At 55.0% G+C, this 26,354-nt stretch carries 24 protein-coding genes; 7 read left to right on the top strand and 17 right to left on the bottom strand.

The window, feature by feature from the left end:
* Positions 1 to 359: bifunctional ornithine acetyltransferase/N-acetylglutamate synthase (locus ACILP3_RS06450; RefSeq protein WP_395615835.1), on the top strand; the 359-nt coding region annotated here is incomplete at its 5' end.
* A 10-nt stretch (positions 360 to 369) separates the two neighbouring features.
* Here ACILP3_RS06450 and trxA read toward each other — a convergent pair.
* The 8 genes from trxA to ahcY all read right to left on the bottom strand — a co-directional run bounded on the left by trxA (position 370) and on the right by ahcY (position 13,171).
* Complete coding sequence (gene trxA / locus ACILP3_RS06455) at positions 370 to 690, bottom strand: thioredoxin (RefSeq protein ID WP_295446243.1); 321 nt, start codon at positions 688 to 690, stop codon at positions 370 to 372.
* A gap of 81 nt (positions 691 to 771) precedes the next feature.
* Complete coding sequence (gene addA / locus ACILP3_RS06460; RefSeq protein ID WP_395615836.1) at positions 772 to 4,206, bottom strand: double-strand break repair helicase AddA; 3,435 nt, start codon at positions 4,204 to 4,206, stop codon at positions 772 to 774.
* The gene (gene addB / locus ACILP3_RS06465; protein ID WP_395615837.1) at positions 4,203 to 7,169 is read right to left on the bottom strand and encodes a double-strand break repair protein AddB; all 2,967 of its coding nucleotides are present in this window, start codon (positions 7,167 to 7,169) and stop codon (positions 4,203 to 4,205) included. Before addB ends, addA begins: the two co-directional genes overlap by 4 nt.
* 1 nt (position 7,170) lies before the next feature.
* Positions 7,171 to 7,890 (bottom strand): nucleotidyltransferase family protein, encoded by a 720-nt coding sequence (locus ACILP3_RS06470; protein WP_395615838.1) that lies wholly within the window; start codon positions 7,888 to 7,890, stop codon positions 7,171 to 7,173.
* Complete coding sequence (locus ACILP3_RS06475) at positions 7,883 to 8,860, bottom strand: aminoglycoside phosphotransferase family protein (protein WP_395615879.1); 978 nt, start codon at positions 8,858 to 8,860, stop codon at positions 7,883 to 7,885. The genes ACILP3_RS06470 and ACILP3_RS06475 overlap by 8 nt, the downstream gene beginning before the upstream one ends.
* 1 nt (position 8,861) lies before the next feature.
* Positions 8,862 to 9,293, bottom strand: coding sequence for a tRNA (adenosine(37)-N6)-threonylcarbamoyltransferase complex ATPase subunit type 1 TsaE (gene tsaE / locus ACILP3_RS06480; RefSeq protein ID WP_395615839.1), 432 nt, complete (start codon positions 9,291 to 9,293; stop codon positions 8,862 to 8,864).
* Positions 9,290 to 11,662: a PAS-domain containing protein gene (locus ACILP3_RS06485; RefSeq protein WP_395615840.1), complete on the bottom strand. Its 2,373-nt coding sequence runs from the start codon at positions 11,660 to 11,662 to the stop codon at positions 9,290 to 9,292. The genes tsaE and ACILP3_RS06485 overlap by 4 nt, the downstream gene beginning before the upstream one ends.
* A gap of 114 nt (positions 11,663 to 11,776) precedes the next feature.
* Complete coding sequence (gene ahcY, locus ACILP3_RS06490) at positions 11,777 to 13,171, bottom strand: adenosylhomocysteinase (protein WP_395615841.1); 1,395 nt, start codon at positions 13,169 to 13,171, stop codon at positions 11,777 to 11,779.
* A 231-nt stretch (positions 13,172 to 13,402) separates the two neighbouring features.
* On the opposite strand from ahcY, the gene ACILP3_RS06495 reads away from it, so the two are divergent.
* The 3 genes from ACILP3_RS06495 to ACILP3_RS06505 all read left to right on the top strand — a co-directional run bounded on the left by ACILP3_RS06495 (position 13,403) and on the right by ACILP3_RS06505 (position 15,951).
* Complete coding sequence (locus ACILP3_RS06495) at positions 13,403 to 13,882, top strand: peroxiredoxin (protein WP_395615842.1); 480 nt, start codon at positions 13,403 to 13,405, stop codon at positions 13,880 to 13,882.
* 93 nt (positions 13,883 to 13,975) lie between these two features.
* Positions 13,976 to 15,421, top strand: a complete 1,446-nt coding sequence (locus tag ACILP3_RS06500; protein WP_395615843.1) for an AMP nucleosidase — start codon at positions 13,976 to 13,978, stop codon at positions 15,419 to 15,421.
* Between the two features lie 68 nt (positions 15,422 to 15,489).
* Positions 15,490 to 15,951, top strand: a complete 462-nt coding sequence (locus ACILP3_RS06505; protein ID WP_395615844.1) for a hypothetical protein — start codon at positions 15,490 to 15,492, stop codon at positions 15,949 to 15,951.
* A 48-nt stretch (positions 15,952 to 15,999) separates the two neighbouring features.
* Here ACILP3_RS06505 and ACILP3_RS06510 read toward each other — a convergent pair whose 3' ends face one another.
* The 4 genes from ACILP3_RS06510 to ACILP3_RS06525 are packed head-to-tail and all read right to left on the bottom strand — an operon-like array spanning position 16,000 to position 19,783.
* Positions 16,000 to 17,874, bottom strand: a complete 1,875-nt coding sequence (locus ACILP3_RS06510; protein WP_395615845.1) for a M2 family metallopeptidase — start codon at positions 17,872 to 17,874, stop codon at positions 16,000 to 16,002.
* Between the two features lie 54 nt (positions 17,875 to 17,928).
* Entirely contained in the window at positions 17,929 to 18,459 is a 531-nt protein-coding gene (locus ACILP3_RS06515; protein ID WP_395615846.1) for a hypothetical protein, read from the bottom strand.
* 2 nt (positions 18,460 to 18,461) lie between these two features.
* A complete protein-coding gene (locus ACILP3_RS06520; RefSeq protein ID WP_395615847.1) occupies positions 18,462 to 19,031 on the bottom strand; it encodes a GNAT family N-acetyltransferase in 570 nt (189 codons plus the stop codon).
* Positions 19,025 to 19,783, bottom strand: coding sequence for an alpha/beta fold hydrolase (locus ACILP3_RS06525; RefSeq protein WP_395615848.1), 759 nt, complete (start codon positions 19,781 to 19,783; stop codon positions 19,025 to 19,027). The genes ACILP3_RS06520 and ACILP3_RS06525 overlap by 7 nt, the downstream gene beginning before the upstream one ends.
* A 138-nt stretch (positions 19,784 to 19,921) precedes the next feature.
* Here ACILP3_RS06525 and ACILP3_RS06530 point away from each other — a divergent pair, with 138 nt between their 5' ends.
* The 3 genes from ACILP3_RS06530 to ACILP3_RS06540 are packed head-to-tail and all read left to right on the top strand — an operon-like array spanning position 19,922 to position 22,932.
* A complete protein-coding gene (locus tag ACILP3_RS06530) occupies positions 19,922 to 20,362 on the top strand; it encodes a MarR family winged helix-turn-helix transcriptional regulator (RefSeq protein ID WP_395615849.1) in 441 nt (146 codons plus the stop codon).
* On the top strand, positions 20,355 to 21,401 hold the full coding sequence (locus tag ACILP3_RS06535) for an HlyD family secretion protein (protein ID WP_395615850.1): 1,047 nt from the start codon (positions 20,355 to 20,357) through the stop codon (positions 21,399 to 21,401). The genes ACILP3_RS06530 and ACILP3_RS06535 overlap by 8 nt, the downstream gene beginning before the upstream one ends.
* Complete coding sequence (locus tag ACILP3_RS06540; protein ID WP_395615851.1) at positions 21,376 to 22,932, top strand: DHA2 family efflux MFS transporter permease subunit; 1,557 nt, start codon at positions 21,376 to 21,378, stop codon at positions 22,930 to 22,932. Before ACILP3_RS06535 ends, ACILP3_RS06540 begins: the two co-directional genes overlap by 26 nt.
* Positions 22,933 to 22,935: 3 nt before the next feature.
* Here the strand turns inward: ACILP3_RS06540 and ACILP3_RS06545 are convergent, their stop codons facing one another.
* From ACILP3_RS06545 to rimM, 5 genes are all read right to left on the bottom strand, one after another.
* Positions 22,936 to 23,589, bottom strand: a complete 654-nt coding sequence (locus ACILP3_RS06545; RefSeq protein ID WP_395615852.1) for a 2-hydroxychromene-2-carboxylate isomerase — start codon at positions 23,587 to 23,589, stop codon at positions 22,936 to 22,938.
* Positions 23,590 to 23,592: 3 nt separating this feature from the next.
* Complete coding sequence (locus tag ACILP3_RS06550; RefSeq protein WP_395615853.1) at positions 23,593 to 24,618, bottom strand: aspartate-semialdehyde dehydrogenase; 1,026 nt, start codon at positions 24,616 to 24,618, stop codon at positions 23,593 to 23,595.
* A 92-nt stretch (positions 24,619 to 24,710) separates the two neighbouring features.
* Positions 24,711 to 25,103, bottom strand: a complete 393-nt coding sequence (rplS, locus tag ACILP3_RS06555) for a 50S ribosomal protein L19 (RefSeq protein ID WP_295446215.1) — start codon at positions 25,101 to 25,103, stop codon at positions 24,711 to 24,713.
* Positions 25,104 to 25,110: 7 nt separating this feature from the next.
* Entirely contained in the window at positions 25,111 to 25,851 is a 741-nt protein-coding gene (gene trmD / locus ACILP3_RS06560) for a tRNA (guanosine(37)-N1)-methyltransferase TrmD (RefSeq protein WP_395615854.1), read from the bottom strand.
* On the bottom strand, positions 25,848 to 26,354 hold the full coding sequence (gene rimM / locus ACILP3_RS06565; protein ID WP_395615855.1) for a ribosome maturation factor RimM: 507 nt from the start codon (positions 26,352 to 26,354) through the stop codon (positions 25,848 to 25,850). Before rimM ends, trmD begins: the two co-directional genes overlap by 4 nt.

The raw sequence follows: 26,354 nt of genomic DNA on the forward strand, positions 1-26,354 counted from the left end.
TTACGGGGGCCGTCAGCAACGACAGCGCGCGGCGCGTCGGGTTAGCAATCGCCAATTCGCCCTTGGTCAAAACGGCTATTGCGGGTGAGGATGCCAATTGGGGCCGCGTCGTAATGGCCGTGGGTAAAGCCGGCGAACCGGCAAACCGCGATACGCTTTCGATCCGCTTTGGCGCAACATTGGTCGCGCGCAACGGCCTTGCGGTTGCGGATTATGATGAAGCGCCAGTCGCGCGCCATTTACAGCAAAAAGAAATCGAGATCGGCGTCGATCTGGGCCTTGGGTCAGGACACGCCACAGTGTGGACGTGCGATCTGACCCATGGTTACATAAGCATCAACGCCGATTATCGCAGCTAGGGCCCTGCCCTTAAAGCGCGGCTTCGAGCCAGCTTTTCAATTGTGCCTTGGGCGCAGCGCCGACCTTAGTGTCGGCAATTTCGCCGCCCTTGAACAGGATCATCGTCGGAATCCCGCGCACGCCATATTTGGCAGGCGTATCGGGGTGGTCATCAATGTTCAGTTTCACAATCTCGACCTGTCCGGCCAATTCTTCACTGATTTCCTCAAGGCTTGGGCCAATCATTTTACATGGGCCGCACCATTCGGCCCAGAAATCGACCAATACGGGTTTGCCTGATGCCAGCACGGTTGCGGCGAAGTCATTATCACCAACGGTTTTGGTAGCCATATCAATCTCCTTTGTTACACCCCATGTATTCGCCCCGCCAAGGACTGACAAGCACCATGCGCAATAGTTTTGCTTGAAGCGTCAAGAGGCGGGGTAATATGTTGCCAAGATAGCATCTGAAAGCGTGATGAAATGCGGCGCGTGGGTGAACAGCAGTGATACTTCAATCCGCGAAGCTGGGAAAATCGTCTGCAATGCGGCGCGATAATGCGCCATTTGCCGCAAATGTGGGACCGGAACACCGTGTTCATCTTGCGGCACCTGCCGACCCGTTTTGAAATCGATCGCACGCACCAGACCGGGTTCAACCAACAATCGGTCAATCCGTCCATTGATAACCGTTTCGCCTACCACGGCAACCAATGGCACCTCGGCGCGTGCGGATGGACCAAAAAACGGGGCCCATTGCGGACTTTCCAAAATAGCGCGAACCTCGGCGATAAGGCTGGCCTGGTCAATATCATTATCAGGCATCTGCGCCGCCAAATATTGCTCCGCCTTTTGCAGCGATACCTTGTCAGTCATGCGCTCCAATAGAGCGTGGATCAGCTTGCCACGGGCCGCCGCTTTGCGCATCGCCGAATTGGCTGGCGCGTCACCATAATCGTCATCGTCCAAACGCGATGGGACTAAAGGACGCGGCGGGCGTTGCTCGGCTGGCGCTGGCGCGAAAAGCCAATGCGGTGCGGCAACCAAAGGTTCCGTCAGTGCAGCGGCATTTATGCTGCCCTCTGGGGGCGCCAAGGAGGCACCATGTAGTCCAACATGACGCATCACCCTGCCCCAGCGCGCTTCATCCTCCCAATCGGCCCCAAGCGCCGCCATGCCCCGCTGCAAAAGCGCATACCAGCTTTCGACTGGCGGCTCTCCCTTGCGGCTAATGCCCAAAGACCCAGCCATAATGAGCCGCTCCTCGGCGCGCGTAATCGCGACGTAGAGCAAACGCTTATGCTCCTGCAGCTCGCGGGTCTTCTGCATGTCGATAATGTCTAACAACCGGCCGGATTGTTCTGCCTTGCGGATCGGCAATAATGGCGTGCGATGCCCCTCGTCCATCAACAGTTCAACAGACTGGTCCGGTTTTTTCGTCGGGTCAGATGTGACATCGGCCAAAATGACCACGGGAGCCTGCAACCCCTTTGCACCATGGACGGTCATGATCCTGACCTCCTTGCTGCTACTGCTATCGCCCTCGCGTTTGATTTCGGCGTCACCACGGTCAAACCATGCAATGAATTTTTGTAAGCCCCCGCTATGTTGCTGTTCAAATTGCAACGCGGAATTCAACATTTCTTCAATGGGTACCAAAACCTCATTGCCCAGCCGCGCGGTGAATTTCCGCCGCGCGCCGATGGGGCCTGACAATATTTGCTCAAGGAAATGATAGACCGTCGTGAAATCGGCCATTGCCAGAATGTCGCGCAGCGGGGCGATCTGTTCCTCAAGCTCAGGCCGATCACGAATATGCTGCCAAAGACTGCCCTTGCGGTCGCCGACATAGCCATATTGGAGCAACGTTTCTTGAGACCAGCCAATAATGGGCGAAACCAACACACAGGCCAGGCTAAAATCATCATTGGGCTGAAGCACAAATTTTATCGCGGCCAGCAAATCCTGCACCACCAAAGGCTGCAACAATCGAAGCCTGTCGATACCGGCAACGGGCACATTGCGTTCGTGCAATTGCGCCACCAGCATCGACGCCATGTCGCCGCGCCTGCGCAACAGAAACATGATATCGCCCGGTTCAAGGGGGCGCCCCTTGCTGACCAACCAAGGTTTTGCGTCAATCAGCGCCTTGACATGGTCCGCCAGCCTTTCGGCCAGCGCGCGTTTTTCGTCGCTGAACCAATCTTCTTCCTCGTCCGAAACACTGTCATCCTGCTCATTGGGTTTGGCGGATATGGGCTCCAGCAACTCGACCATGCCGATATGCGGCTTGTCGCCATAATGCGCGGCGATTTCACCTTTTATGCCGAAACTTTCAGGACCAGCTTCTTCGATAACGGCATTCACAAAATCGAGGATTGGCGGTGTCGAACGGAAGCTTTGCGACAGGGTAAGCCAGTTCAACGCGGATCCCGATTTACCGATACGCTCGGCAAAGGAGACGCCCGCTGCTTCATAGCGTTCAGGGGCGGTCCCTTGGAAACCGTAAATGGCTTGTTTGAAATCGCCGACGGAAAATAAAGTACGTATCCTGTCGGGCTTCACACCCATGCCGCTGTAAAAATCGTCGCTAAGTGCGCTGATGATATCCCACTGCGCGGCGTTGGTGTCCTGCGCTTCGTCGACCAATATATGATCGATCTGCCGATCCAGCTTAAACCGCACCCAATCGGCCATTTGACCATGTTGCAGCAACGCCGCCGTGCGCCGGATCATGTCGTCGAAATCCACCGCCCCAAGCGCGTGTTTCGCCTTGCTATATTGGGCTGCAAATTCTTTGCCCACCAACAAGGCCCGCGCCAACCTATCGGCATATTGCGCGCGCGCGACTTCGCCGAGCAACGCATTGGTCCATACGAACATCTCCAACGCTTGTGCGGCATAATCATCCGAAATTGGTGTAAAGTTCTTAGACGAATTCTGCATTTCGCCGTCCTTGGTTGACCAGCAACCATGGAGCTCCGCGAATGAAGCGGCCCGCTCGGTCGGAGAACAAGACAGCCAGTTCTGAAGCACCGCCGCACGCTTGCCGCCACGGCTGTCGGCTTTATTTTTGCCCCAGACCAAATTGGCGTCTATAATGCATTGCAGCTTAGCGCGCGGAATATGTTCGTCGGCAAACGCCGCCTCCAACATTTCTTCCACGGAACCTGAAAAGCTGACATCCGCCAACCGCCGCGCCCAGACCACTGCGCCTGCGTCATCAGGGATAGACGCCATCACGTCCGGCGCAGCAGCCGTGCGGTGTAAGAAGCGCAAGGCGCCATCCTCACCCATGTTCAGGCTCAATTCCTGCAAATTGGCAATGATCTTGAGGTCATCGCGCGCTTCGGCATCAAGGACCAAGTTTGCAAGCGCTGCGTCGAGCAACTCGCGCTGCTCGCGTCCCTCCACCGGCTTAAAGCCCGGGACCAATCCTGCCTCTTGCGGAAAACTGCCGAGCAACGATTGGCAGAAGCTGTGGATGGTCAAAATCTGCAACCCGCCGCCGGGCGCATCCAGAACCTTGGCGAACAATTGCCGCGCTTTCTTGCGGGCGTCAGGACTATAATCTGCACCGATTGCTTTAAGGTCCTCGCCCAAAGCTGTGCCGTCCATCTGCACCCAAGTCGCCAAAAGCTGATTGATGCGGTCGGCCATTTCGGACGCGCCAGCCTTGGTAAAGGTGATGCACAACAGATTTTCCGGCTCGACATCATTTTCCAGCAACAGCCGAATGACGCGCGCGGTGAGCACTTGCGTTTTGCCTGTTCCTGCCGATGCGCTGAGCCAAATATTGTCGCGCGGCACAACGGCGTCACTTTGCGCCGGTATCAACGGGTGCAGCTTTTTGGATTCCGCGCTCATACCGCCTCTTCCGAAATTGCCTGACGGCCATTCCATTCCTGCAAGCGCATCAATTGGTCATAATCGCCATAAAAAGCGAATTCAGGGTGCAGTTTTGCGGTAAAGGGTGCTTCACCCAATATCCACTTGCCGATCGCGATCTCTGCTTGTTCAACCGCAAAGGCAACGAAGTCTCCGCGCTCCGGCTTGTTGTCCGCGGGGCGCGTGCTTGTGGGCACGACAATATGCCCGAAAACATCCTTTTTCTTGGCAAGGCTCCAATATTCAAAGTTGCTCGCCATGCCTGACACGCCCTTGATAGCCATCTCCTGTGCCATATAACCGATAAGGCCAAGTTGCAGTGCAAAGCCCGCATTAACTTGCTTGGTCGATGGCGGCGTGCCGGTTTTATAATCGATGATGACCAAATCGCCATCTGCGGTCCGGTCAATACGGTCGACCCGCCCCCTGACGGCAATGCCTTTGATATGGACGGTGCCGGGTTGCTCGGCAACCGCCACGACGCGGCCTTTTTCGGTCATCAGGCGTTTGGTTTCATCGGCCACCCAACGTAAACCAGCGGCAATGCGCGGCTGCCATAATGTGCGCAGCAAGGGGTCACTCGCCTCTTGCGCCAGCAACGCATCAGCGCGCGCAACGAGCTTATCAACCGCGCAATCGTCGTGCGTGAACCATTTTTCCAATATATCGTGCACCAGGCTCCCGCGCCAAGCAAAGCTGGGCTCGGCATCAACCTTTTCCAACACCGGAAGTCCCAAGATACGCTTGGCGTAAAAGGAATAAGGGTCAGATTTCAACTGATCGAAATCGGTGACAGACAAGGAAACCAAACGCTGCTCCGCGCTCGGCATCGGCAATGGCCGCGTGGTGAACGGCTCCTTTTCGGTAGGGCGATCCAGCGCGTCGGCCCATGCCAATAGTTGATCGTCAACCGCAAGCGCCTCCCCCATTAGCGCTTTGATCCGCAGCAAAAAGCGCGAAGCGACCGTGGGCCCGCCACGATCCCGCCGCGCGCGCGTCAGCAACACCTCTTGCGCGCCCAACGCCGTCGCCAAGTCATGCGCCGAAAGGCCAATATTCCGGTCCAAAGTCGGCAATTTCAAGTGGCGCCTTATAGCAGGGGCCAGCCAAGGATCGGGCTGCGCAATTTGCGGCCATGTGCCTTCGTTCAAGCCTGAACAAATCAACAGGTCCGCCTGTTGCAGGCGCGCTTCTAACAAACCGTAAATCGCAACGCGGGGGTGCCCACCATAAGGCGGACGAACAACCGCGCCGGAGAAAATTTCCTTGAACGTCGCAACCAAGCCCGTTGCGTCGACACGGCCAAGGGTGGACAAATCGCTCGCGCTTACATCCTCCCAATTTCGTCCCAGTTCGCGACCGCTTGCCCCACGCCAAATCCCGCCATCGGTAAGCGCCGTTGCAACATCGCGCAATGTGGCAAGAACATCGCCAAACGGCTGACCATCGGCGTTCTCTAGCGGTGACAAAAGCGCGGTAACGCCACACCACCATCCGATAAGCGCTTCATTTGGTTTGCGCGCCGTCTGCAACCGCCGCGTGATCGCCGCAAGCCCAATGCCGCTGGCAGTGCCACGCAATGCAAGATCAAGCTGCCGTACATGGTCCAGCCAGTCGAGCCTTTGTGGGCCGGCAAACACCAAAGGGTGCTTGGCAATGGCCAATATGCTCGACGCGGAAAAGCGGCTCCAAATGGCGTCCACCAGCGCGAGCACAAGCGTGCCCGGCGGTGTTTGCAGCAACGGTATGCCTGCGCTGTCGTCAACATCTATATTCCAGCGACGTAGCTGCCCAGCCACCCGAACGGCCAATTCGCGATCCGGCGTAATGAGGGCAACGCGCTTTGCGGCAACTTCCAGCGCGCCCCTAATGCGCACAGCGATTGCCTTGGCCTCTTGCGCGCTGTCTTCTGCCTCAATCCATTTAGCCTGCGGAAGACTTTTGCGCGGTGTTGGCAGCTGCTGCCAATCGATGCTATGTTCCGGCAGGCAGAATATCTCTGAAATCGCCACGGCTTCTGGCTCTGCTCTGGCGGTCGGGAGGACGTCAATCTCGCTGCGGTCGATGCCCATGAGTTCCAACAAATGCTTCAAATGAAACTGCGGATGGACCTCGACATTATGACGGCGCCAAAGGCCTGAGCCATCGTCGATGGAGGGCGATAGATCATCCCAACGCGCGTCAGACAGGTTAAGGTCAACCCCCGGTAAGATGACCTGCCCGTTTGGCATAAGTGCCACACGGCGCAGCAAGCGGGCCACCGCCTTTGCAGAGGTCGTTATTCCCACCGCTATGATGGGATCTGTACCCATATTGTGCGCCAAACGCTGTTCAAGCGCCGCCAACAAATGGTTCCGGCGCTCGGCTGGTCCCATTAATTTGCGCGCGGTTAACGCCGCCTGATATGCGGGCAATATCTGCAAAAGCGCGCCATATGCGCTTTGCCAATGCCCAGCCAAATCGGCTTCGATTTTGATGTCGACGAAATGGCTAAAATCAACCTGATCAACCTCAAGCGCATCGATCAATTCTGCCAACTTGCGTGCAAGTCGCAACGCTTCCGCAGGCGAAAGTGGGTCATCACCGGGCTGCTGGTCTTTCACGAGCTTAGCCAAAAGCATGAGCCGCTCAAATGGAGCAATTACCGGCCATATTGCGCTGTCTACATCAATCGGGTCAAGCATCGGTCCCAAGGCTTCGTCCAATTGCATGTCACCAACGGCAACCATATGCGGCAACAGCATACCGGGCGCTGCCAGCCGGACAAAAGCCTCCGTCATTGCCTTGATTGCGCGGTTATTCGGCAGGAGGAGCAGGTTGTTGCTGATCGCAAGCGGGTCCGCGCCCGCCGACTGCAATATCCATTGCGCGGTTACATCACATAGGTCATTGCCCAAAGGTACATTGAAAATATGGGCACGCGGGGCGGAGCCTTTATCCACCTTATCGTTCCGCCAACTTCGCTTCGGTTGCCGCAATTGCCGCTGGATAGCCGACGTCGAACCACAGCCCCTCATGCACGATACCCATGCAACGGCCTTGGGCTATAGCGCGATCCCAGAATATGTTGGTGGAAAACACGTCCGAAGGCGGATCGACAATGAGGCGCTTTGACAGCATCTGAATACCGGTCCACACATAAGACGCAGGCGCGTCCCCTTGGCGACGCGACAGGCGTCCGTCTGCATCCATGTTAAAGTCACCAATGCCTTGGCTATTATACGCGGTCTCTAACGGAATGAGGAGCATGAGAACGTCCATGCGCTCATCATCCCAATGCGCCATGAGCTGCGAGATCGCATTCTCGCCCGCATTGGTCCACCAATTATCGGCGTTGACGCAAATAAAGGGATCATCGGAAATGAGCGGCAAGGCGTGCACCAAACCGCCGCCTGTGTCGCGCAACAGATCACGTTCGTCGGAGATACGCACATCCAAGTCAGCCGCTGCAACTGCCAAATGTTGCTCTACTTGCTCCGCCCGATAATGGACGTTGACGACGATCTTGCCGACCCCGGCATCGCGCAAATGGCCAAGCACATGATCGAGTAAGGCAATGCCGCTTACTTCGATCAGGGGCTTTGGCCGGTCAGCGGTCAGGGGCATCATGCGCGTCCCCTTGCCCGCCGCCATGATCATCGCTGTATCGACATGCTTAACCATCGACGTTTAAATCCGAAGGTATTTTATGGCGTATGTCCGAAGGGATATGCGTGTCGAACCAAATTTTGATCGGCGCAAGGTCCGGATGGGCCAAGTCGCGCTCCAACAGCCCCCACATGCGGGGCAGGAACGACAAATAACGTTCCTTGCCATCGCGCTTCCATAGCCGGGTAAATATACCAATAATCTTGGTATTCCGCTGCGCGCCTAATAAGGCATAATGAGCGTCAAAATCAGCCCCGGGTTTTGCTGCATCATGATAATATGCCAGCATCTCCGCCTCAAGCGCGGGCGAAACGTCGCGGCGTGCGTCTTGCAGCAAGGACACCAGATCATAAGCCGGATGGCCCACCAAAGCATCCTGAAAATCAATAATCCCCTGCTGTCCATCGTCCAGCAGCATGATATTTTCGGCGTGATAATCCCGTAACACGGTGACTTTTTGATAATCCGCAAGCGGAGCCAGCGCGTGGGTCCAGATGCGATCAAATTCGCGCCCATCAAATGACAATCCCATGGCCGGCATAAACCATTCGGACAACAACTGCACTTCGCGCATATATGTCGTTATGTCATAGCCTTGCGCTTGCACAGGAGGAGTTTGCGCCAAAACGACGAGAGCATCAATGGCTGCGCGATATACTGCGGTCTCATCTTCAGGATGTTCGTCCAGATGCTCGCGCATCCGCCGGTCGCCAAAATCCTCGATCAGCAAAAGGCCGCGGGTCAGGTCGGTGGCAAAAATTTCGGGCGCGCGAAACTGATGTCCGTTCAAATATTGCGCCATATGAATGAATGGGCGCGGATCTTCATGCGGAGGCGGCGCATCCATCAAAATCGCCTTGCCGCGCTTGGCGCAGGCCACGCGAAAATAGCGGCGGAAAGACGCGTCACCTGCAACAGGCGACACTTGCGCGCCTTCCCAGCCATGTAAGCGCAGAAATGCGTCCAAGCCAGCGGGCGGCGCCATGTTAGTTGCTTGTGTCATCATTATCCATTTTCAAAGTCAGTATTCGGCTTCCGTCCGATTGCGGTGCTATGTCGATGCTATGGCTTGGTACCACATAAGCGGAACCAAAGCGTTCGGCCCACTCAACCAGCGTGATGCGTTCACTGCGTTCATCCGCCAGCCCCAGTTCGTCCAATTCGTCTGCATCATCGAGGCGATACAAATCGACATGGGCAACGGCAACCAAAACATCTGGCGGTTCATAGCTGTGAACGATGGCGTAAGATGGGCTGGCGACTTCGCCCTCAAAACCAAGGCCCGATAATATTCCTGCGCACAACACGGTTTTGCCTGCACCAAGCGGGCCATTAATCGCGACCCAATCTGACCGCTTTAAATCTTTAGCGAGTGCATGGCCAAAGGCGCGCATATCCTCATCTGTTGCAATAATCATTTCTTCGGTAGCGCCATGATGATTGTGGTTCCCTCTCCTTGTGCAGAGTGCAAATGGAAAGTGCCTCCATGCGATTCAATGATTTGCCGCGCCAAGGGCAAGCCAAGCCCGCGGGTCATGGCGTCAGCAGCGTCTCCGTCTCCGTCTCCGTCTCCGGTGGGCATACCCTCAGGCGAGAGCCGCTGAACATCTTTATCGTCAATCCCCGGGCCGTTATCGGAGACGACAAGTTCAAGCATGTCATCTCGCCATCGTGCGAAGAACAACACTTCACCGCCCTGACGATGGTAACGAATAGCATTGTCCAATACTTGGCCGACGGCCTGGATAATGCGTTTGGAATCGAGCGATATGCCGCCCTTTGCCTCGCCGCACTCCACCTTTAACATGACGCCAGTTGCCTCTGCCATCTGCGTCTTGGCCGTAGCAATTTGTTCCACTAGGGCTGGCACATCAATATAATCAAACGCGAGCGGCAAGGCACCTGCCTCAACCTGACTATAATCGAGCACGGTATTGATTTGTTCTGAAAGCCGGTCAGCCGATTGCACGATGGCATCGACATATTCCATCGCTTGCGGCGGCAAATCACCTGCGATTCCCGCCTTTAGCAAGTCCGCAAAACCACTTATCGATGTCAGCGGCGTGCGGAATTCATAGCTCATATTGGCCAAAAACTTGCCCTTGATCGCATCTGCATCTTGCAAAGCGCTATTCCGGTCGCGCAAGGCTTGCTCTATTTTCAACGTGTCAGACATGTCGAGCATGGTGAACAATGTATTGCCGTCGGGCAGCGGTATAGTCGCAATTTGGAACATGCGGCCATCAGCGAAGATCGCCTTGCCCTCGCGCTGCGACCGGTTGGACGAAGTCATCCTAATCAGTTCACCGAGGACCGTTATCTGTGTGGGTTCTTTCAGATGCTCTGCCAATAGCGGCAAAAGTTCATCTAAGCGGGGGTGCTTGATCAGTTGATCATCGGATAGTTTCCACGTTTCGGCAAAAAGCCTGTTCCAAATACTTAACCGCCCATCGGCCGCAAAAACGGCAATCGCTCCGAACAGATTATCAAAGGTCGCGGTCCGCACGCGCAGCAAAATATCCCGCGCGCGCGCCAGTTGCGCCTGTTCCGTGCGGTCTTCAAAAATCATAAGCAGCCCCCCATCGGGGATTGGCTGGACCAAAACACGCAAATGTGTGCCGTCAGGAAGCAGCCAGTTTTCTTCGGCAGGGTCGGACGCGCGAAACCACTCCTCACGCTCTTTGCGCCACGCCGGAAAATCACGCACTTCAGGTAGCTTGCCATTTTCGCGCATACGGTCCAGCACACGCGCAAATTCCGGCTTTTCTGAGATCCATTGGTCGCGAAAAGAGAACAGGCTTTGAAATGGCAGATTAGCAAAACTGAGCCCATGGCGCGCATCGAATTGCGCAACGCCCGCAGACATAAGGTTCAAAAGGTCGCGTTGCGCCTCCGACAACTCACGCACTTCTAATTGTGTGTCGACTAGGTCCTGAACATCAATCGCAACTCCGGCGACACCCGATGCGCCCAATGGAATATCGAACACCCGCAACTGACGGCGCTCCCCGTTCAGCGTCGCGGAAACTATACGCTCTTTTTGCGTATTTTCAGCGGCAGCTTCGGCAGCATAATCGGCCGCGCTCCTGCCATTTTCAGGCTCCAGTAATTCAATGCCATCATCGACCACCTGCAGCCCATCCGTCGCGCCCACGGCTTCAACATATGCCTGGTTCACAAAATGCAGGTTCATGTCCGGTCGACGGTGCCACATGGGAATGGGGGCCGCTTCAATCAGGCCAGCCAAGGCCGAAAATGCGGAACGCGCTTCGTCAGATTCGCGCGTCCGCTGTTCCAGTTCACGCACATTTTCGGTGGAATCAAAAAACCACAATGAAGCTGCGCCATTGGGGTAAATGACATTGTCCGCAATACTGCCAACGACCGTCAGCCTCCGGTCGGCCCCTTTAACTGCCAAGTTCAGTGTGAACCTCTTCCCCGTGCGCTGCGTTTCGCGCACGCGAGCTTCCAGTTCGGCCAAATCCTTTTGCCCAAGGCCGGCATTATCGCGTCCGCCCAGTTCCGCAAGTGAGCCGGCAGGTTCGTCCAAACCAAGCATTCGCGCGAAGCGTTCCGCCGCCTCTATCCTGCCATCACTTTTTACCACCACAGGGAAAGCTGGAGCCGTTTCCAAAAGGCGCCCAAGGCGCACCGACTGGCGCAGCACTTGGGCCGCTTTGTTGCGCATCGACAGCCCTATCCAAATAGCAACAGCGGCTCCTACAAGCCAAAGCGCCATTAAAATCCCTATAAGTGCAATGGGCAGGCCAGTGCCTGTCATCGTCATGCGCCCTCTATGTTGCCGCAGATATGCTAATGCCCAAATGCGCTGCACACGCAACGAAAAAAGCCCGCTACGTTTCCGCAGCAGGCTTTCTTTTCATCTCAAACTGAAATGTGATTAATAACGATAATGGTCGGGTTTGAATGGCCCCTCAGTCGAAACGCCGATATATCCGGCCTGCTTGTCCGTCAGCTTGGTCAACTTCACGCCGAGCTTTTCGAGATGAAGCGTCGCGACTTTCTCGTCGAGATGCTTAGGCAGAACATAGACTTGGTTGTTATAATTGTCGCCATTTGTCCAAAGCTCGATCTGCGCGAGCACTTGATTGGTGAAGCTTGCCGACATCACAAAACTTGGATGTCCGGTTGCACAACCCAAGTTCACCAAGCGGCCCTTCGCAAGGACAATGATCTGCTTTCCGTCTGGGAACTGAACGAGATCGGTTCCTGGCTTCACTTCAGTCCAGCTATAGTTTGATAAAGCCGCGATTTGAATTTCACTGTCAAAGTGACCGATGTTGCACACGATGCTCATGGGCTTCATGTTCATCATATGCTCAGCCGTGATAACGTCGGCATTGCCGGTTGCTGTGCAGAAGATATCCGCGCGTTGCACGGCCTCTTCCATTGTCACAACTTCAAAACCTTCCATGGCGGCCTGCAATGCGCAGATTGGATCTACTTCCGTGACCATGACACGCGCGCCGCCATTACGGAGCGACTGCGCCGAGCCCTTACCAACATCCCCAAAGCCAGCAACGCATGCAACCTTACCGGCGAGCATGACATCAGTGGCACGACGAATGGCGTCGACCAGCGATTCCTTGCAGCCGTACAAATTGTCGAACTTCGACTTGGTAACGCTGTCATTGACGTTGATTGCGGGGAATGGCAGCTCGCCCTTCTTCGCAATCTCGTACAAGCGGTGAACGCCCGTGGTTGTTTCCTCCGAAACGCCCTTCAAATTCTTCACCGTTTGCGTGAGATAACCCGGCTTTTTGGCAACAAATGCCTTTAACGCGCGCTGGAATTCGACTTCTTCTTCATTCTCTGGTTCACCAAAGCTTTCGCCACGCTCAAGCTTTGCGCCCCACAAAGCGAACATGGTTGCATCGCCGCCATCGTCGAGGATGATGTTCGCAGTGGTCTCGTCGCCCCAATCAAAGATGCGGCCGACATAATCCCAATAATCCGCAAGGCTTTCGCCCTTGACAGCAAACACAGGAATATTCTGCGCCGCAATGGCGGCGGCGGCATGGTCTTGTGTTGAGAAAATGTTGCAAGTTGCCCAACGCACATCTGCGCCAAGCGCCGTCAGCGTTTCGATAAGCACTGCGGTTTGTATCGTCATGTGCAGTGAACCAACAATGCGCGCCCCCTTCAAAGGCTGTGACGCCCCAAATTCTTCGCGCAACGCCATCAGGCCGGGCATTTCGGTTTCAGCAATGTTAATTTCTTTACGGCCAAAATCGGCCTCGCCTATATCGGCAATGACATAATCGTTAAAAGCCACAGGCTTATTCTCCGGGAGGTTTTAGATGCCCCGGCTCATAGCTGTGGATTTTTTGGAAATCAAATATAAAGATTGCTTTATATGTATTTCCAATAGGTGTGTTGTTCGGAACATAACGCTTTCACATCCCATTAACCGCAAAAAATGGGGCGTTAAACATAGTCTACTTGACTTGGTAAAGCGCGTCCCAGATGAAGCGGCAACACCCTATCTTGCTAAAGGAAATTTCTCATGAGCATCTCTATTGGCGACAAAATCCCTGACGTCAAACTGGTCAAGGCGACCGCCGAAGGCCCTCAACCCGTTCAGTCCGCCGATTATTTCGCTGGACGCCGCGTTGCATTATTCTCCGTACCCGGCGCATTCACGCCGACATGCTCGGCACGCCACCTTCCTGGCTATGTCGAAAAGTCTGCGGAGCTCACTGCCAAGGGCATTGACGAAATCGCGTGCACCGCTGTCAATGATGCCTTTGTTTTGGGCGCTTGGAACAAGTCGGGCGGTTCGGACGCAATCACGATGCTCGCCGACGGAAATGGTGATTTTGCTGCTGCGCTCGGCCTTGAAATGGACGGTAGCGCCTATGGCATGGGCAAGCGCGGGCAGCGCTTCTCGCTCATCGTCAACGACGGTGTGGTTGAGCAAGTCAATGTCGAAGCACCGGGTGATTTCAATGTAAGTTCAGCAGAATATATGCTCGGACAGCTCTGATTTTTCTTAAAATCCGACTAGACGATATTTGAAAGGGAGAGGCGACTCTCCCTTTTTTGTTGCCAAAATCGTAAAATTGGGTGAAGCGTGCTTATGCCTAGTGACTATGCTCAAAACATAATTAATCAACTTGTTACCGAATATGAATCTTCGGTAAAAAGGCTTCAATCCGCGCTTGCTGCTTATTTGAAGGACAGGGTTCCACCCTCTGCAGATCAGCGCGCAAACAATGACTTTTGCTATCCCGAACTCGTCATCACTTATGCTGGTAAGACCCGCGAGAGCAAATCGAACCTCGCCTTTGGCAAGCTGGAGAAGATTGGCACGTTCCGGACGACCTTCACTAAGCCCGATCTTTTTGCCGATTATATTGGCGTGCAGCTCGACCTTTTGGATGAGCAATATGAACTCGAGATTTCGGTTGGCCGCAGTCGCCAAGAGATACCCTTCCCTTATGTTCTCGATGGTTCCGCCGATTTGGAGCTTGGGACCGTTAGCCCGAACGAACTTGCGCGCCATTTCCCCACCACGGAATTGGCCGATATTGGCGACGAAATCGCCGATGGCCTTCTACGCGTCAGGGGCAATAATAGTTCGCCACTCGCTTTGTTTGATGGTCTCCGCACCGATTTTTCATTGGCCCGTTTACGCCACTATACGGGCGCGCCAGCCGAGCATGTGCAGCATTATATCCTGTTTACCAACTACCACCGTTATGTTGATGAATTTGTCAGTTGGGCATGCAAGCAGGTCGGTAAGGGCCGCTATACCGCTTTGTCTGGTGCAGGTGGCCTATATGTGGATCAGCCAACAGATAATGCAACGCAGCTTGTCGCCGACAGCACATGGCGTCGGCACCAGATGCCGGCCTATCATCTGATCGCGCCGGACCGTTCGGGCATAACCTTGGTCAATATTGGCGTTGGGCCATCTAATGCCAAAACGATTTGCGACCATTTGGCGGTGCTTCGGCCCGAAGCTTGGTTGATGATTGGTCATTGCGGCGGCCTTCGTGAGACTCAGCGGATTGGCGATTATGTCCTCGCCCATGCTTATTTGCGCGATGACCATATCTTGGACGAAGTGCTGCCTCCGGAAATTCCCATCCCGCCGATTGCGGAAGTGCAGCAAGCCTTGGCGAGTGCGGCAGAAGATGTGTCAGGCACCAGCGGTGCGGATCTCAAAAGGCGGATGCGCACAGGCACTGTTGTTACCACCGATGACCGAAATTGGGAATTGCGCTATTCCGCCTCGGCGCTTCGTTTCTCGCAAAGCCGCGCGATTGCTATCGACATGGAGTCCGCAACGATTGCGGCGCAGGGCTATCGTTTCCGCGTACCGTACGGCACATTGTTATGTGTTTCCGACAAACCGCTGCACGGCGAGATAAAGTTACCCGGTCAAGCAAACCGTTTTTACGAAGAGGCGATTGCCGCACATTTACAGATCGGCATTCAAACATGTGAGTTGCTTCGTGAGGCTGGAAATAGCTTACACAGCCGCAAGTTGCGCGCATTCAACGAACCCCCATTCCGATAAGCACGCAGGAACGAACGCGGCTCCAAACGATTATCGTCATTGCATTACAACCCAAGGAGGAACGGCTGATGTCAAGAAAGCCCGAAACAAATAGTGTGTTCAACACGATTTTGACCAGATTACGCGATCTGGCCGATACCCTTTCCGGAAAGGCGCGTTCGGCGGCGGAGACTGCGTCTACCACCGCCAAGTCAGCCGTCGATTCCGCCTCTACTGCCGCCGCCAACGCAGGCACAATCATTAAGGAAAATCCGGGCAAGTCCGCTGCCGTGGCTGGCGCTGTTATTGCAACGGCCGCCGCCGCTGCAGTGGCTGGCAAGAAAGCATATGCGCGCAAGACTGCGAGCGATGCGAAGCCTGCGGCGAAGAAGCCCGCGGCCAAAACAGCTGCTGTTAAAAAGACGGCTGTGAAGAAGCCAGTGGTCAAGCCTGCTGCAAAGCCTGCCGCTGCTGCGAAGCCTGCCGCGCGGGCCCAGCCAGCCGCAAAGAAGCCTGCTCCAGCAAAACCCGCAGCAAAACCCACCGCCTAACAGAAATAATGCAAATGGCCCCGCGCTTTGCGGCGGGGCCATTTTTAGCTACCAGCCCTTTTTAACACCCTTATTCTGCGTCTTGAGCCATTTCATCAACGGCGCAAAATATTCCAGCATCGGCTTGCCTGACATTTCGCGCGTGCCGGTAAATGCCTGAAGCGCATCTGGCCACGGCTTTGATGCCCCCATTTCGAGCATTGCGTTCAACCGTGTTCCAACATCCTTGTTGCCGTAGAACGAGCAACGGTGCAGCGGCCCCTTCCATCCGGAAATATCGCAAGCGGCCTTGTAAAACTGGAACTGCAATATGCGGGCAAGAAAATAGCGCGTATATGGCGTGTTGCCGGGGATATGATATTTGGCCCCCGCATCAAAACGGTCGGCCGGGCGTTCCACAGGTGGAATAATACCCTGATACTGCAGGCGCAAATCAGTCCAGCCTTTGTTATAGTTCGCAGGTGCGATTGCGCCGTTGAACACGTCCCAACGCCATTTATCGATGAGTAAGCCAAATGGCAGAAACGCGACCTTGTCCATGGCTTGACGCAGCAACAGGCCATTGTCCTTATCTGCGCCCGGAACCTGGGCCGGATCCAGCAAGCCGATCTGGACGAGATAATTTGGCGTTATCGACAAAGCGATGGCGTCGCCAATCGCCTCGTGAAAACCATCATTGGCACCATTTAAATATAGATAAGGCTGCTTGTTATAAGCGCGCTGATAATAATTATGACCAAGTTCATGGTGAATAGTCACAAAATCGCCCGTGTTGACCTTGATGCACATTTTGATGCGCAGATCATCAACATTATCCACATTCCAAGCTGAAGCGTGGCAAACAACTTCGCGATCGGCAGGCTTGATAAACTGCGCGCGATCCCAAAAGGTCTTTGGCAATGGCGCAAAACCCAGCGACGAGAAGAAGCCTTCGCCAACTTTCACCATGTCTTTTTCTGCTTTGCCACGACTGGCACCAAAATCCGCCATGTCAGTTTGCTTATAACCCTTGGCTACCAGCAATTCGCCAATGTCATAACCGATGTCGCCAGAACCGGCAGGCGCCACAATGTCATAGATATTACCCCATTCCTGCGCCCACATGTTACCGAGCAAATCTGCGCGGATTGGTCCGGTTTTAGACTGAACGGCATCGCCATATTTTTTGTTCAGCTGCGTGCGGACATAGGTGTGCAACTCGTCATAGAGCGGCTTTACCTCACGCCATAATGTGTCGGTCAGCTTGGCAAAGTCATCCGCAGGCATATCATAGCCAGACCGCCACATCGCGCCCACATCGGCATAGCCAAGTTCGGCTGCACCCTGATTGGCTATTTCTACCATGCGCCTGTATTCGGGTCCCATGGGGGCGCCGAGATTGTCGTGCCAGCTTACCCACATTTCCTTCAACTCTTCAGGATTGCGGTTCGAACCCATTTCGGCCTCAATATCGGAACCGTTTATGGCTTTGCCACGCAACGTGCCCCGGCCCTTGCCATAAGCCGACTGCAACTTGGTTGATATGGTCGCAAGCTCCGCCGCCGCATCTGGCGTCGTCGGCGCGGGCAATACTATACCGCCGCGCAGGATATCCAACTTGCGCTTTGTGTCATAAGACAGGCTAGGAAGCGCCTGATATTTGGCAGCTTCAAGTGCATAACTAACTGCCTTTTCTGTGCCGATCTCACCATACCGTGCCGCGATGGCGTCCGTGTCATCGGTCAGATAGGTGGAATTAATCCACGCGACACGGCCAGCCTCGATGGAGAAGTCAAACAGGTCCTTTTCGGCGCGGGCAACAAAGGCATCTGCATCAGATACCGTTGGTGCAGATGCAGTCGCCGGAGCATCCTGCGCCATGGCGATGCTGGGGGCGGAAAGCGTGGCGAATGCCAAAGCGGCAATGGATACAAGATTTTTCATATTAAGGTCCTGACAGGTAATGAGGCGCGATGGTGAAACTTCCGGTCTTTCGCGTCAAGCCGCACGGCTTTTCCAGCTTCGAATGGCCAAGGCGACCAGAACGCCTAAGAATGTCACAAGAAACAATATCATTTTTACAGGCCGCGCCGTTGCCGCCACAGTTGCAAGCATATCATGCCCGCCGGTAACGGCCGCCTGAATGAGTTGGCTTATGGTCTCAGCATAATCGGCAAGGGCAAAACCGACGGCTGCGACCATGATGACCTTACCAAGCCGTGCAGTCATCGCTTGCGGCGAGGCCGCAAACATCCGCCCGCCTGCAAAAGCGCCCCATGCATAAACCCCAATAAAGATGAGGTCTAACTCCATGCTGTAAATGGCCAAGTCCATGACACCTGCGGCCACCCAACCTGCATGAATGGCTTCCACGCGCACTGCATTTCCCGCTGCCTGATGGTCGCTCATGCCCAATGGTGTGGCTTCAGTGACCAGCCAGACATTGGTGACAATTTGTGCCGCAAGCAACAAAATACCGAACAGCCAGAACCTCCAAAAACGTCTTTCCAGAACACTTTCCTCGCGCATAGCTACACAAGCTCCAAAATATTCGCCAACGCCCCTGACAGAGCATCCTCGCGCGTTAGATGATAGGTTGTGTAGTCATGCAATTGCCCGCCATGATCGCGCTTATATTCTAGCACGAGCTTACCGCCCAATCGCTCCACCGCCGTGCGTGAACGGAAATTATCTGCGCCAACCTGAAACACAACAATACGCACAAATTGGAATATATGCCTTAGCATCAGCGCCTTTACCTCGCGATTGATGCCTGTCCGCCAATATGCCGTCGCAAAGAAGGTACCGCCAATTTCTATTTCTGACGTTGTCGGATCATAACTGGCAAAGCGCGTGCCGCCGATGATATCATTTGTCGCGCGGTCCAAAATGGCAAAGGCACCCTGCGATGCCATGGCATCGGCAAAAAAGTCGTCAAAAACTTCCCTTTTGTACCGATCACGAAACGGATGCATGGCCCAAATCTCCGGGTCAGACGCCACGGCATAGAGCGAGTCATAATCCGTCGTCCATAACGGCCGCAGCACCACCCGCTCACCCATCAATTCGGGCTGAATGTCGAAAGGCGGCAACGTCACCATGGGTCACCCGTCAATGCCGCGACACAGGCTTGCCCCAGTTCCGGCTTGGTTACCGCGCTCATATGGTTGCCGGGCACTGTAAACAGTTTCCCATGTTGCAACAGCGCCGCGAGGTCGGCTGCGGAGCCATTATCGTGATCTTGTTCACCACACACAACAGCAACCGGCAGGGTCCAACTGGCAATTTCGGCCGCATCGGTGTCGACAAAGCTATCCAAAATATGCCGCAATGCCGCTGGGTCACCACCGGTGGTTTTCAGGAACGCCTCCGCCATCCATGCAGGCGAGCCCTTTTCATGCTGCCCCAAATTGTCGAAGACATTACGAAAATGCGCGCCCCGGTTTCCGGTATGCGTGAGGCCTTCCAGACCCATGCCTGAAATAATGGCCCTACCGGGTGCTGCGCCACGCGCGAGCATCCGCGAAACCGTCCGCCCGCCAAGCGAATAACCGCCAAGGTCATAATCGGTGATATCCAAATGCGCGAGCAACGCAAATTGGTCATCTGCCAGAATATCGCGCGTATAAAATTTGGGGTCATGGGGTTTGCCACTTATGCCATGCGCGCGCAGGTCCGGCATGATTACGCGGTACCCCGCACTGGCCAGGGCTGCGGCATGGCCATATTTTATCCAATTGGTGTCGGCTTCGGACATAAACCCGTGGATGAGCAGCAACGGTCGCCCCTGCCCCGTCTCGCGCCACGCGATCTCGACGCCATCGGCGGCTTGGAAACTGTCGGATATAATCATCAGTGACTTCTTTGCCTTCTCGGATTTGACCTTGCTCTATTGCCACGCCCGTTTCTGTCAGGGAAGTTTTTTCCGGTGATTGCGCCTTATACCCCTAATCGCCTTGCATATAATAAGCATAGCTATTATGTGCTAAGCATGAGCGACGATCTTGGTTTTCTTTTGGGTGATGCCGCACGCCTGCTGCGACGGTCGTTTGACGAACGGGCGCGGGTCATGGGAGTGACACGTCCCCAATGGCGCGTGCTTGCGTTGCTGAAGCGTTTCGATGGCAGCACGCAAGTAACCGTCGCGGACATGCTTGATGTAGAACCCATCACGCTTGGTAGAATGGTTGACCGGCTGCAGGATGCGGGCTTGGTAGAGCGTCGGGCGGACCCAGCAGATCGCCGGAGTTGGCGGCTTCATCTAACCCCCGACGGCGAGCAAAAAATTGAGGCTTTGCGTCCAACCGCCCTTGCGCTGTTTGACGACGCATTGGCTGGACTGGATGCCGCCCAACGTTTGGAATTGGAAGCCATGTTGAATATCATTCGCGCGAATTTGACACGCAAGCCGCTTGAGGTGTCGCATGGCTGACGCTGACCCGCACATTGACGTCAGGGCAAACATCCCGGCCAAGCCCCGCCGTTTCGCGCGCTTGGCCCTGCTCGGTTCAGTTCCATTGCTGCTCGTCGGCGGTGCGACCGCATATTATATTGCGAACGACCATTATGTATCGACGGACAATGCCTATGTTCAACAGGACAAGGTTTCGATTTCGGCTGAGGTCGGCGGGCGCATTATTGATGTGGCTGTTCAGGAAAATGATGTCGTCAACGCAGGTGATCTCTTGTTCCGGATTGACCCTGCGCCCTACCGCATTGCCATTGAACAAGCCGACGCAACAATTGCGGCCGCACAAGTGCGCGTATCGTCCCTTCAAACCGAATATCAGACCACTGGCGTAGATATCGAAAGTGCGCTTGAAGACGTTGCATTTTACGAAAAAGAATATCAGCGGCAAAGCGCGCTCATGCAGGCTGGTTTTACGACGCGCGCCCGTTTGCAGGCGGCTGAACACGCTTTGTCTGACGCGCGTAGCCGCGTTGCATCGGCTCAGGCCAACGCCACAAAGGCGCGCGCGGCACTCGCCTCTGGCCCTGCCGCACCTGGAATCAATCCGGCCATAAAGGCGGGTCAAGCGCAACGCGAACAAGCGCTGTTGAACCTTGCGCGTACCGAAGTGCGCGCGCCTGTGTCCGGCGTGGTAAGTCAGGCCGACCGTTTACAGCTCGGCCAGATGATGGTTCAGGGCCTACCTGGGGTGACCATAGTTGCCAGCAATAAAAGCTGGATTGAGGCAAATTTCAAAGAAACCGACCTTGCCCATATGCGGGTTGGACAGCCTGCGGAAATAACCTTCGATGCGTATCCGGAACTGAAAGTTCGCGGTAAAGTATCGAGCATTGGCGCTGGGACTGGGTCGGAATTTTCTGTGCTGCCAGCACAGAACGCCAATGGAAATTGGGTGAAGGTAACGCAGCGCGTGCCTGTGCGGATCGCCATTACCGACAAGCCAAAGCGTGCAATGATTGCGGGGCTGTCGGCACATGTCCGCATCGATACCGATAAGTAATCCGCTCGATCAACCGGCCTATCCGGTTAAGCACAAGGCACTGCTGACGCTTGCCGTCATGGGTGCGACGATTATCCAGATATTGGACTCGACCATCGCCAATGTGGCTATCCCACATATGCAAACCAGCCTTGGTGCGACGATGGATACCATCACCTGGGTCCTGACCAGCTACATTGTGGCCAGCGCCGTTGCGATGCCTATCACGGGTTGGCTTGCCGACCGGGTCGGTTCGCGAAATCTGTTTCTGGGCGCGGTGGCTGGGTTTATCCTGGCGTCTATGCTGTGTGGTATCGCAACGAGCCTATCTGAAATGGTGGCGTTTCGGATACTTCAAGGCGTATGCGCCGCGTTCATCGGTCCGCTTTCCCAAACCATCATGCTCGACATCAACAAGCCGTCGGAGGCACCGCGGGCGATGTCGATCTGGGGTATGGGGATCATGATAGCGCCTATCTTGGGCCCGATGATTGGCGGGTGGCTAACCGAAAATTACAACTGGCGCTGGGTATTTTATATCAACCTACCCATCGGCATTCCCACCTTGGCAATTTTGTGGTGGCTATTACCTTCCCGCCCGATCAATCGCCGCGAACTTGATCGCTTCGGCTTTGCTATGCTGGCGATTGGCTTGGCGACCCTACAGTTGTTGCTTGATCGCGGGCAGCAGGAGGATTGGCTGCAAAGCTGGGAAATCATTATTGAGTTGATCATCGTATTGGCGGCACTTTGGATGTTTGCCGTCCATCAAATGACAACGCGTCGTCCAATGTTTGAGCGGCTGTTGGTGACCGACCGTAACTTCCTCATTTCGCTGAACATGATGTTGCTGGTGGGTATGATGATGTTCGGTATTTTCGCATTGTTGCCACCTATGCTCCAGAATCTATATGGATACAGCGTCTATGACACTGGCGTGCTGCTCGCGCCGCGCGGAGTAGGCATAATATTTGCCATGTTTATAGCCGCCAAATTGACCGATAAAGTCGACCCGCGTATCTTGATCTTTATCGGCTTTCTCATGACCGCTGCATCCATGTGGATCATGACCCGCTGGTCCTTAAACATGGACTGGCATTGGATCGTCTACACCGGCCTATTCCAAGGTTTTGGCATGGGTTTAGTTTTCATCCCGCTCAATGGCGTCGCATTTTCCACGCTGCCGATGCGGATGCGGACCGATGGCTCAAGCCTGTTATATTTGTTCCGAAGCTTGGGCGGCAGTTTCGGCATATCTGTCATGACGACCATGCTCGCCCGCAATATGCAGACAAGCCACGAAGACCTCGCATCACATGTCACGGCTTCATCAATGCGCGCAATTGACCCGTCAACGGCGGACCGTTTAGGGTCGATGGGCGAAGCTGCAATGCAAATGGTCAATTTGGAGATCAACCGGCAGGCAGCTATGATTGCCTATCTCGACGACTTCAAACTGATGATGATCATATTGATTGTCGTTAGCCCGCTGGTTTTCTTTTTGAAACCGGGCGACTCCACGCCGGGACAACAACCAGCTATGGCGGACTGACCGCTATTTAGAGCGCTTTGCCAGCCCTTTTTGCTCCATGCGCCAAAGCGCCATATCGATACGATCCTGCCCAAAAAAGGGTTCGCCGTCGAAAACGAGGGTTGGCACACCCCAATGCCCCGCCGCCTCAAGTGCGGCTTGGTTGGCGGCGATTTCTGCGTCAAGAGCTTTTGCGTCGTTGATCGCTTCGGCATCCAACTCTGCCAAATCCAATCCCGCGCGCATTGCCGCACCTGCCAAATGGTCGCCCTCATGCCAGTTTTCTGCCCCGCCCCAAATAAGCCGTGAGACTTCGTCGCAAAAGGCAAGGCTCTTGCCACGCCGCGCCGCCACTTGGCCCAATCGGGTCAGACGAAAAATATAGGGCTGCTCGTCCGCAATCTTGCGTGTACGCACATCCTGCACAATCGGGTCGGGCCTAGGTGGGCCAAACGGAATGCCATGAAACTGCGCGACGCGGAACATATCGGTAAAGGTATAGCGCAACCAATTGGGGTGGCTGCGTTCAAAAAAGTCAGGTTCGCGGATGGCGAGCGGATAGACCGGACGCAAATTTAACGTCAGGTCATATTCTTGCGCGAGCGCACTATATCGCCGCGTAGCAAGGTAGCTATACGGGCTGCGAAACGACCAGAAAACATCGGCTTGCAGCCCCATAACTTATCCCTTTTTCAAATGCCGCCGCCCAAGCAATTCGGCAATCTGCACCGCATTCAGCGCGGCCCCTTTGCGTAAGTTATCCGACACGCACCAGAAGGCAAGGCCATTGTCGACCGTCGGGTCTTCGCGCACGCGGCTGACATAAGTCGCATCGTCACCTGCGGCCTCAATCGGGGTCGTATAGCCACCGTCTTCGCGCTTATCGATCAGCATGATGCCTGGGGCCTCACGCAGAATCTCCTGCGCAGTTTCCGCCGACATTTCCCGCTCATATTCAATATTCACCGCTTCGCTGTGGCCAACAAAGACAGGAACACGCACGCAAGTTGCCGTCAGCTTGATTTTCGGGTCGAGGATCTTCTTGACCTCAACCATCATCTTCCACTCTTCCTTGGTATAACCATCGTCGAGAAAGCTATCGATATGCGGAATGACGTTAAACGCGATTTGCTTGGTGAATTTTTTGGCATCGGCGCTGTCGCCGACAAATATGTTGCGGCTCTGTTCGAACAATTCGTCCATGCCCTCTTTGCCCGCGCCCGACACCGACTGGTAGGTCGATACGACAACGCGGGTAATCTTGGCATAATCGTGCAGCGGTTTCAACGCGACGACCAATTGCGCCGTTGAACAGTTCGGGTTGGCAATGATGTTCTTGCGCTTATAGGTATCGATAGCATCTGGGTTGACCTCTGGCACGATCAATGGAACGTCGGGGTCCATCCGGAAAAGCGAGCTGTTATCGATCACCACGCAGCCAGCAGCAGCGGCAATCGGCGCATATTTCATAGTCGCTTCCGAACCAATGGCAAAAATAGCCATATCCCAGCCCGTCCAATCGAAATTCTCGATATTCTGGATCTTCAGCATCTTATCGGTATCGCCATATTCGATTTCGATACCTTGGCTGCGCGATGATGCCAGCACCGCAACTTCATCGGCAGGGAATGCGCGTTCGGCCAAGATGTTGACGACTTCGCGGCCGACATTGCCCGTCGCGCCTGCAACTACGATACGATAACCCATGTTCACTTCCTTTAATGGCAATAAAAAAGGCCGGGCTCTTTGTGGGAGCCCGGCCTTTTGTGTTTGGTTAGAAACGCAACGCGGCTCCTGCCTTATTCGGCAGCCTCGGTGGTTTTAATAGGACGCGGGTCACGGCGTTCGGCAATACGAGCCTTCTTACCGGTCAGGCCGCGCAGATAGTACAGCTTCGCACGACGCACGACGCCCTTACGGACGACTTCAATGCTTTCAATATTTGGGCTGTACAAAGGGAATACGCGCTCAACACCCTCACCGAACGACATTTTGCGTACAGTGAAGTTGGAGCCCATGCCCTTGTTCGAACGCGCGATGCACACGCCTTCATAATTCTGAATACGCGTGCGCTCACCTTCGATGACCTTCACGCCCACCTTAACGGTGTCACCTGCACGGAACGCAGGAATTTTTTTGTTTTCCGACAAAGCTGCAATAGCTTCGGCTTCGAGTGTTTGGATGAGGTTCATGCCCCATTTAATCCTTATTCTTTTGTCGCACGTCAGAGGCAGGCTGAACCCGGGCGTCTTTGTAACGCCCCCAAAGGTCCGGTCTGCGTAACCGAGTGATTTCCTCTGCCTGTTGTTTCCGCCAAGCAGCTATTTTCGCATGATCCCCCGATCGCAACACTTCAGGGATCATACGCCCTTCCCAATCATTGGGTCGGGTGTAGTGCGGATATTCAAGCAATCCTTGTTCAAAGGACTCTTCGTCACCGCTGGAAGACGCGCCCATTACGCCGGGAAGCAGCCGAATGCAAGCATCTAACAACATTAACGCCCCAATTTCACCACCCGACAGGATGATGTCGCCCATGCTGACCTGCTCAATTTCGGGATGTGCGTCGAAAAGGCGCTCGTCAAAGCCCTCAAACCGGCCACATAGCACGGTTACACCGGGTCCAGCCGAAAGTGCACGGATACCCGCTTGCGTGATTGGCGTGCCGCGTGGGGTCATGGCAAGGATTGGAACATTGGGATGAAGTCCCGCCGCATGTTCCACTGCTGCCGACAGAATATCCGCCCGTAGCACCATCCCTGCCCCGCCGCCTGCGGGTGTATCATCAACGGTACGGTGCTTATCTGTGGCAAAGTCACGGATCTGAACAGGCGTGCAAGCCCACTTCCCCTCCTCCAGCGCACGGCCAGCCAAGGATATCCCGAGCGGCCCGGGAAACATTTCGGGGTAGAGGGTGAGGATTTGGGCGTGGAAGGTCATATGACGAAGTCGGCGTCAATCACGATCCGTCCGTCCGCTTGGGTACCCCATTCGGGTACAGCGTCCGCAGTCATCGGGACCATGAACTTTTTGCCGGGCTTGCCATCAACAGAAGGCATTTGGATTTCGAGCACATCGCTTGCTCCGAAATTTTCGACAGCGACGCAGATGCCAAGGTCAGTGCCATCAGTGGACACGCATGGCAGTCCCAACAGGTCGCTATAATAATATTCGCCCTCGCCCAGCTCAGGCAAAGCCTCTCGCGGGACAGTCAACAATGTGCTGCGCAGTTTCTCTGCGGCGTTGCGATCATTGATTTCGGTGAAGCGCGCGATTGCGCCGTCTTTGGTCGGGCGGAGGGACTTAACCGTCAACGCACCATCGTTGAAACTTTTGTATCGTTTCAAGCTGTCCACATTTTCTGCGAACAGCTTGAGACGGACTTCGCCCGTCACGCCGTGCGCACCAGAAACGGCGGCAAGCGTGACGGTGTTGTCGGTCAA

Origin of the sequence: Sphingorhabdus sp., from assembly GCF_044239665.1 — a bacterium.
In the GTDB taxonomy this organism is placed as follows: Bacteria; Pseudomonadota; Alphaproteobacteria; order Sphingomonadales; family Sphingomonadaceae; genus Sphingorhabdus_B.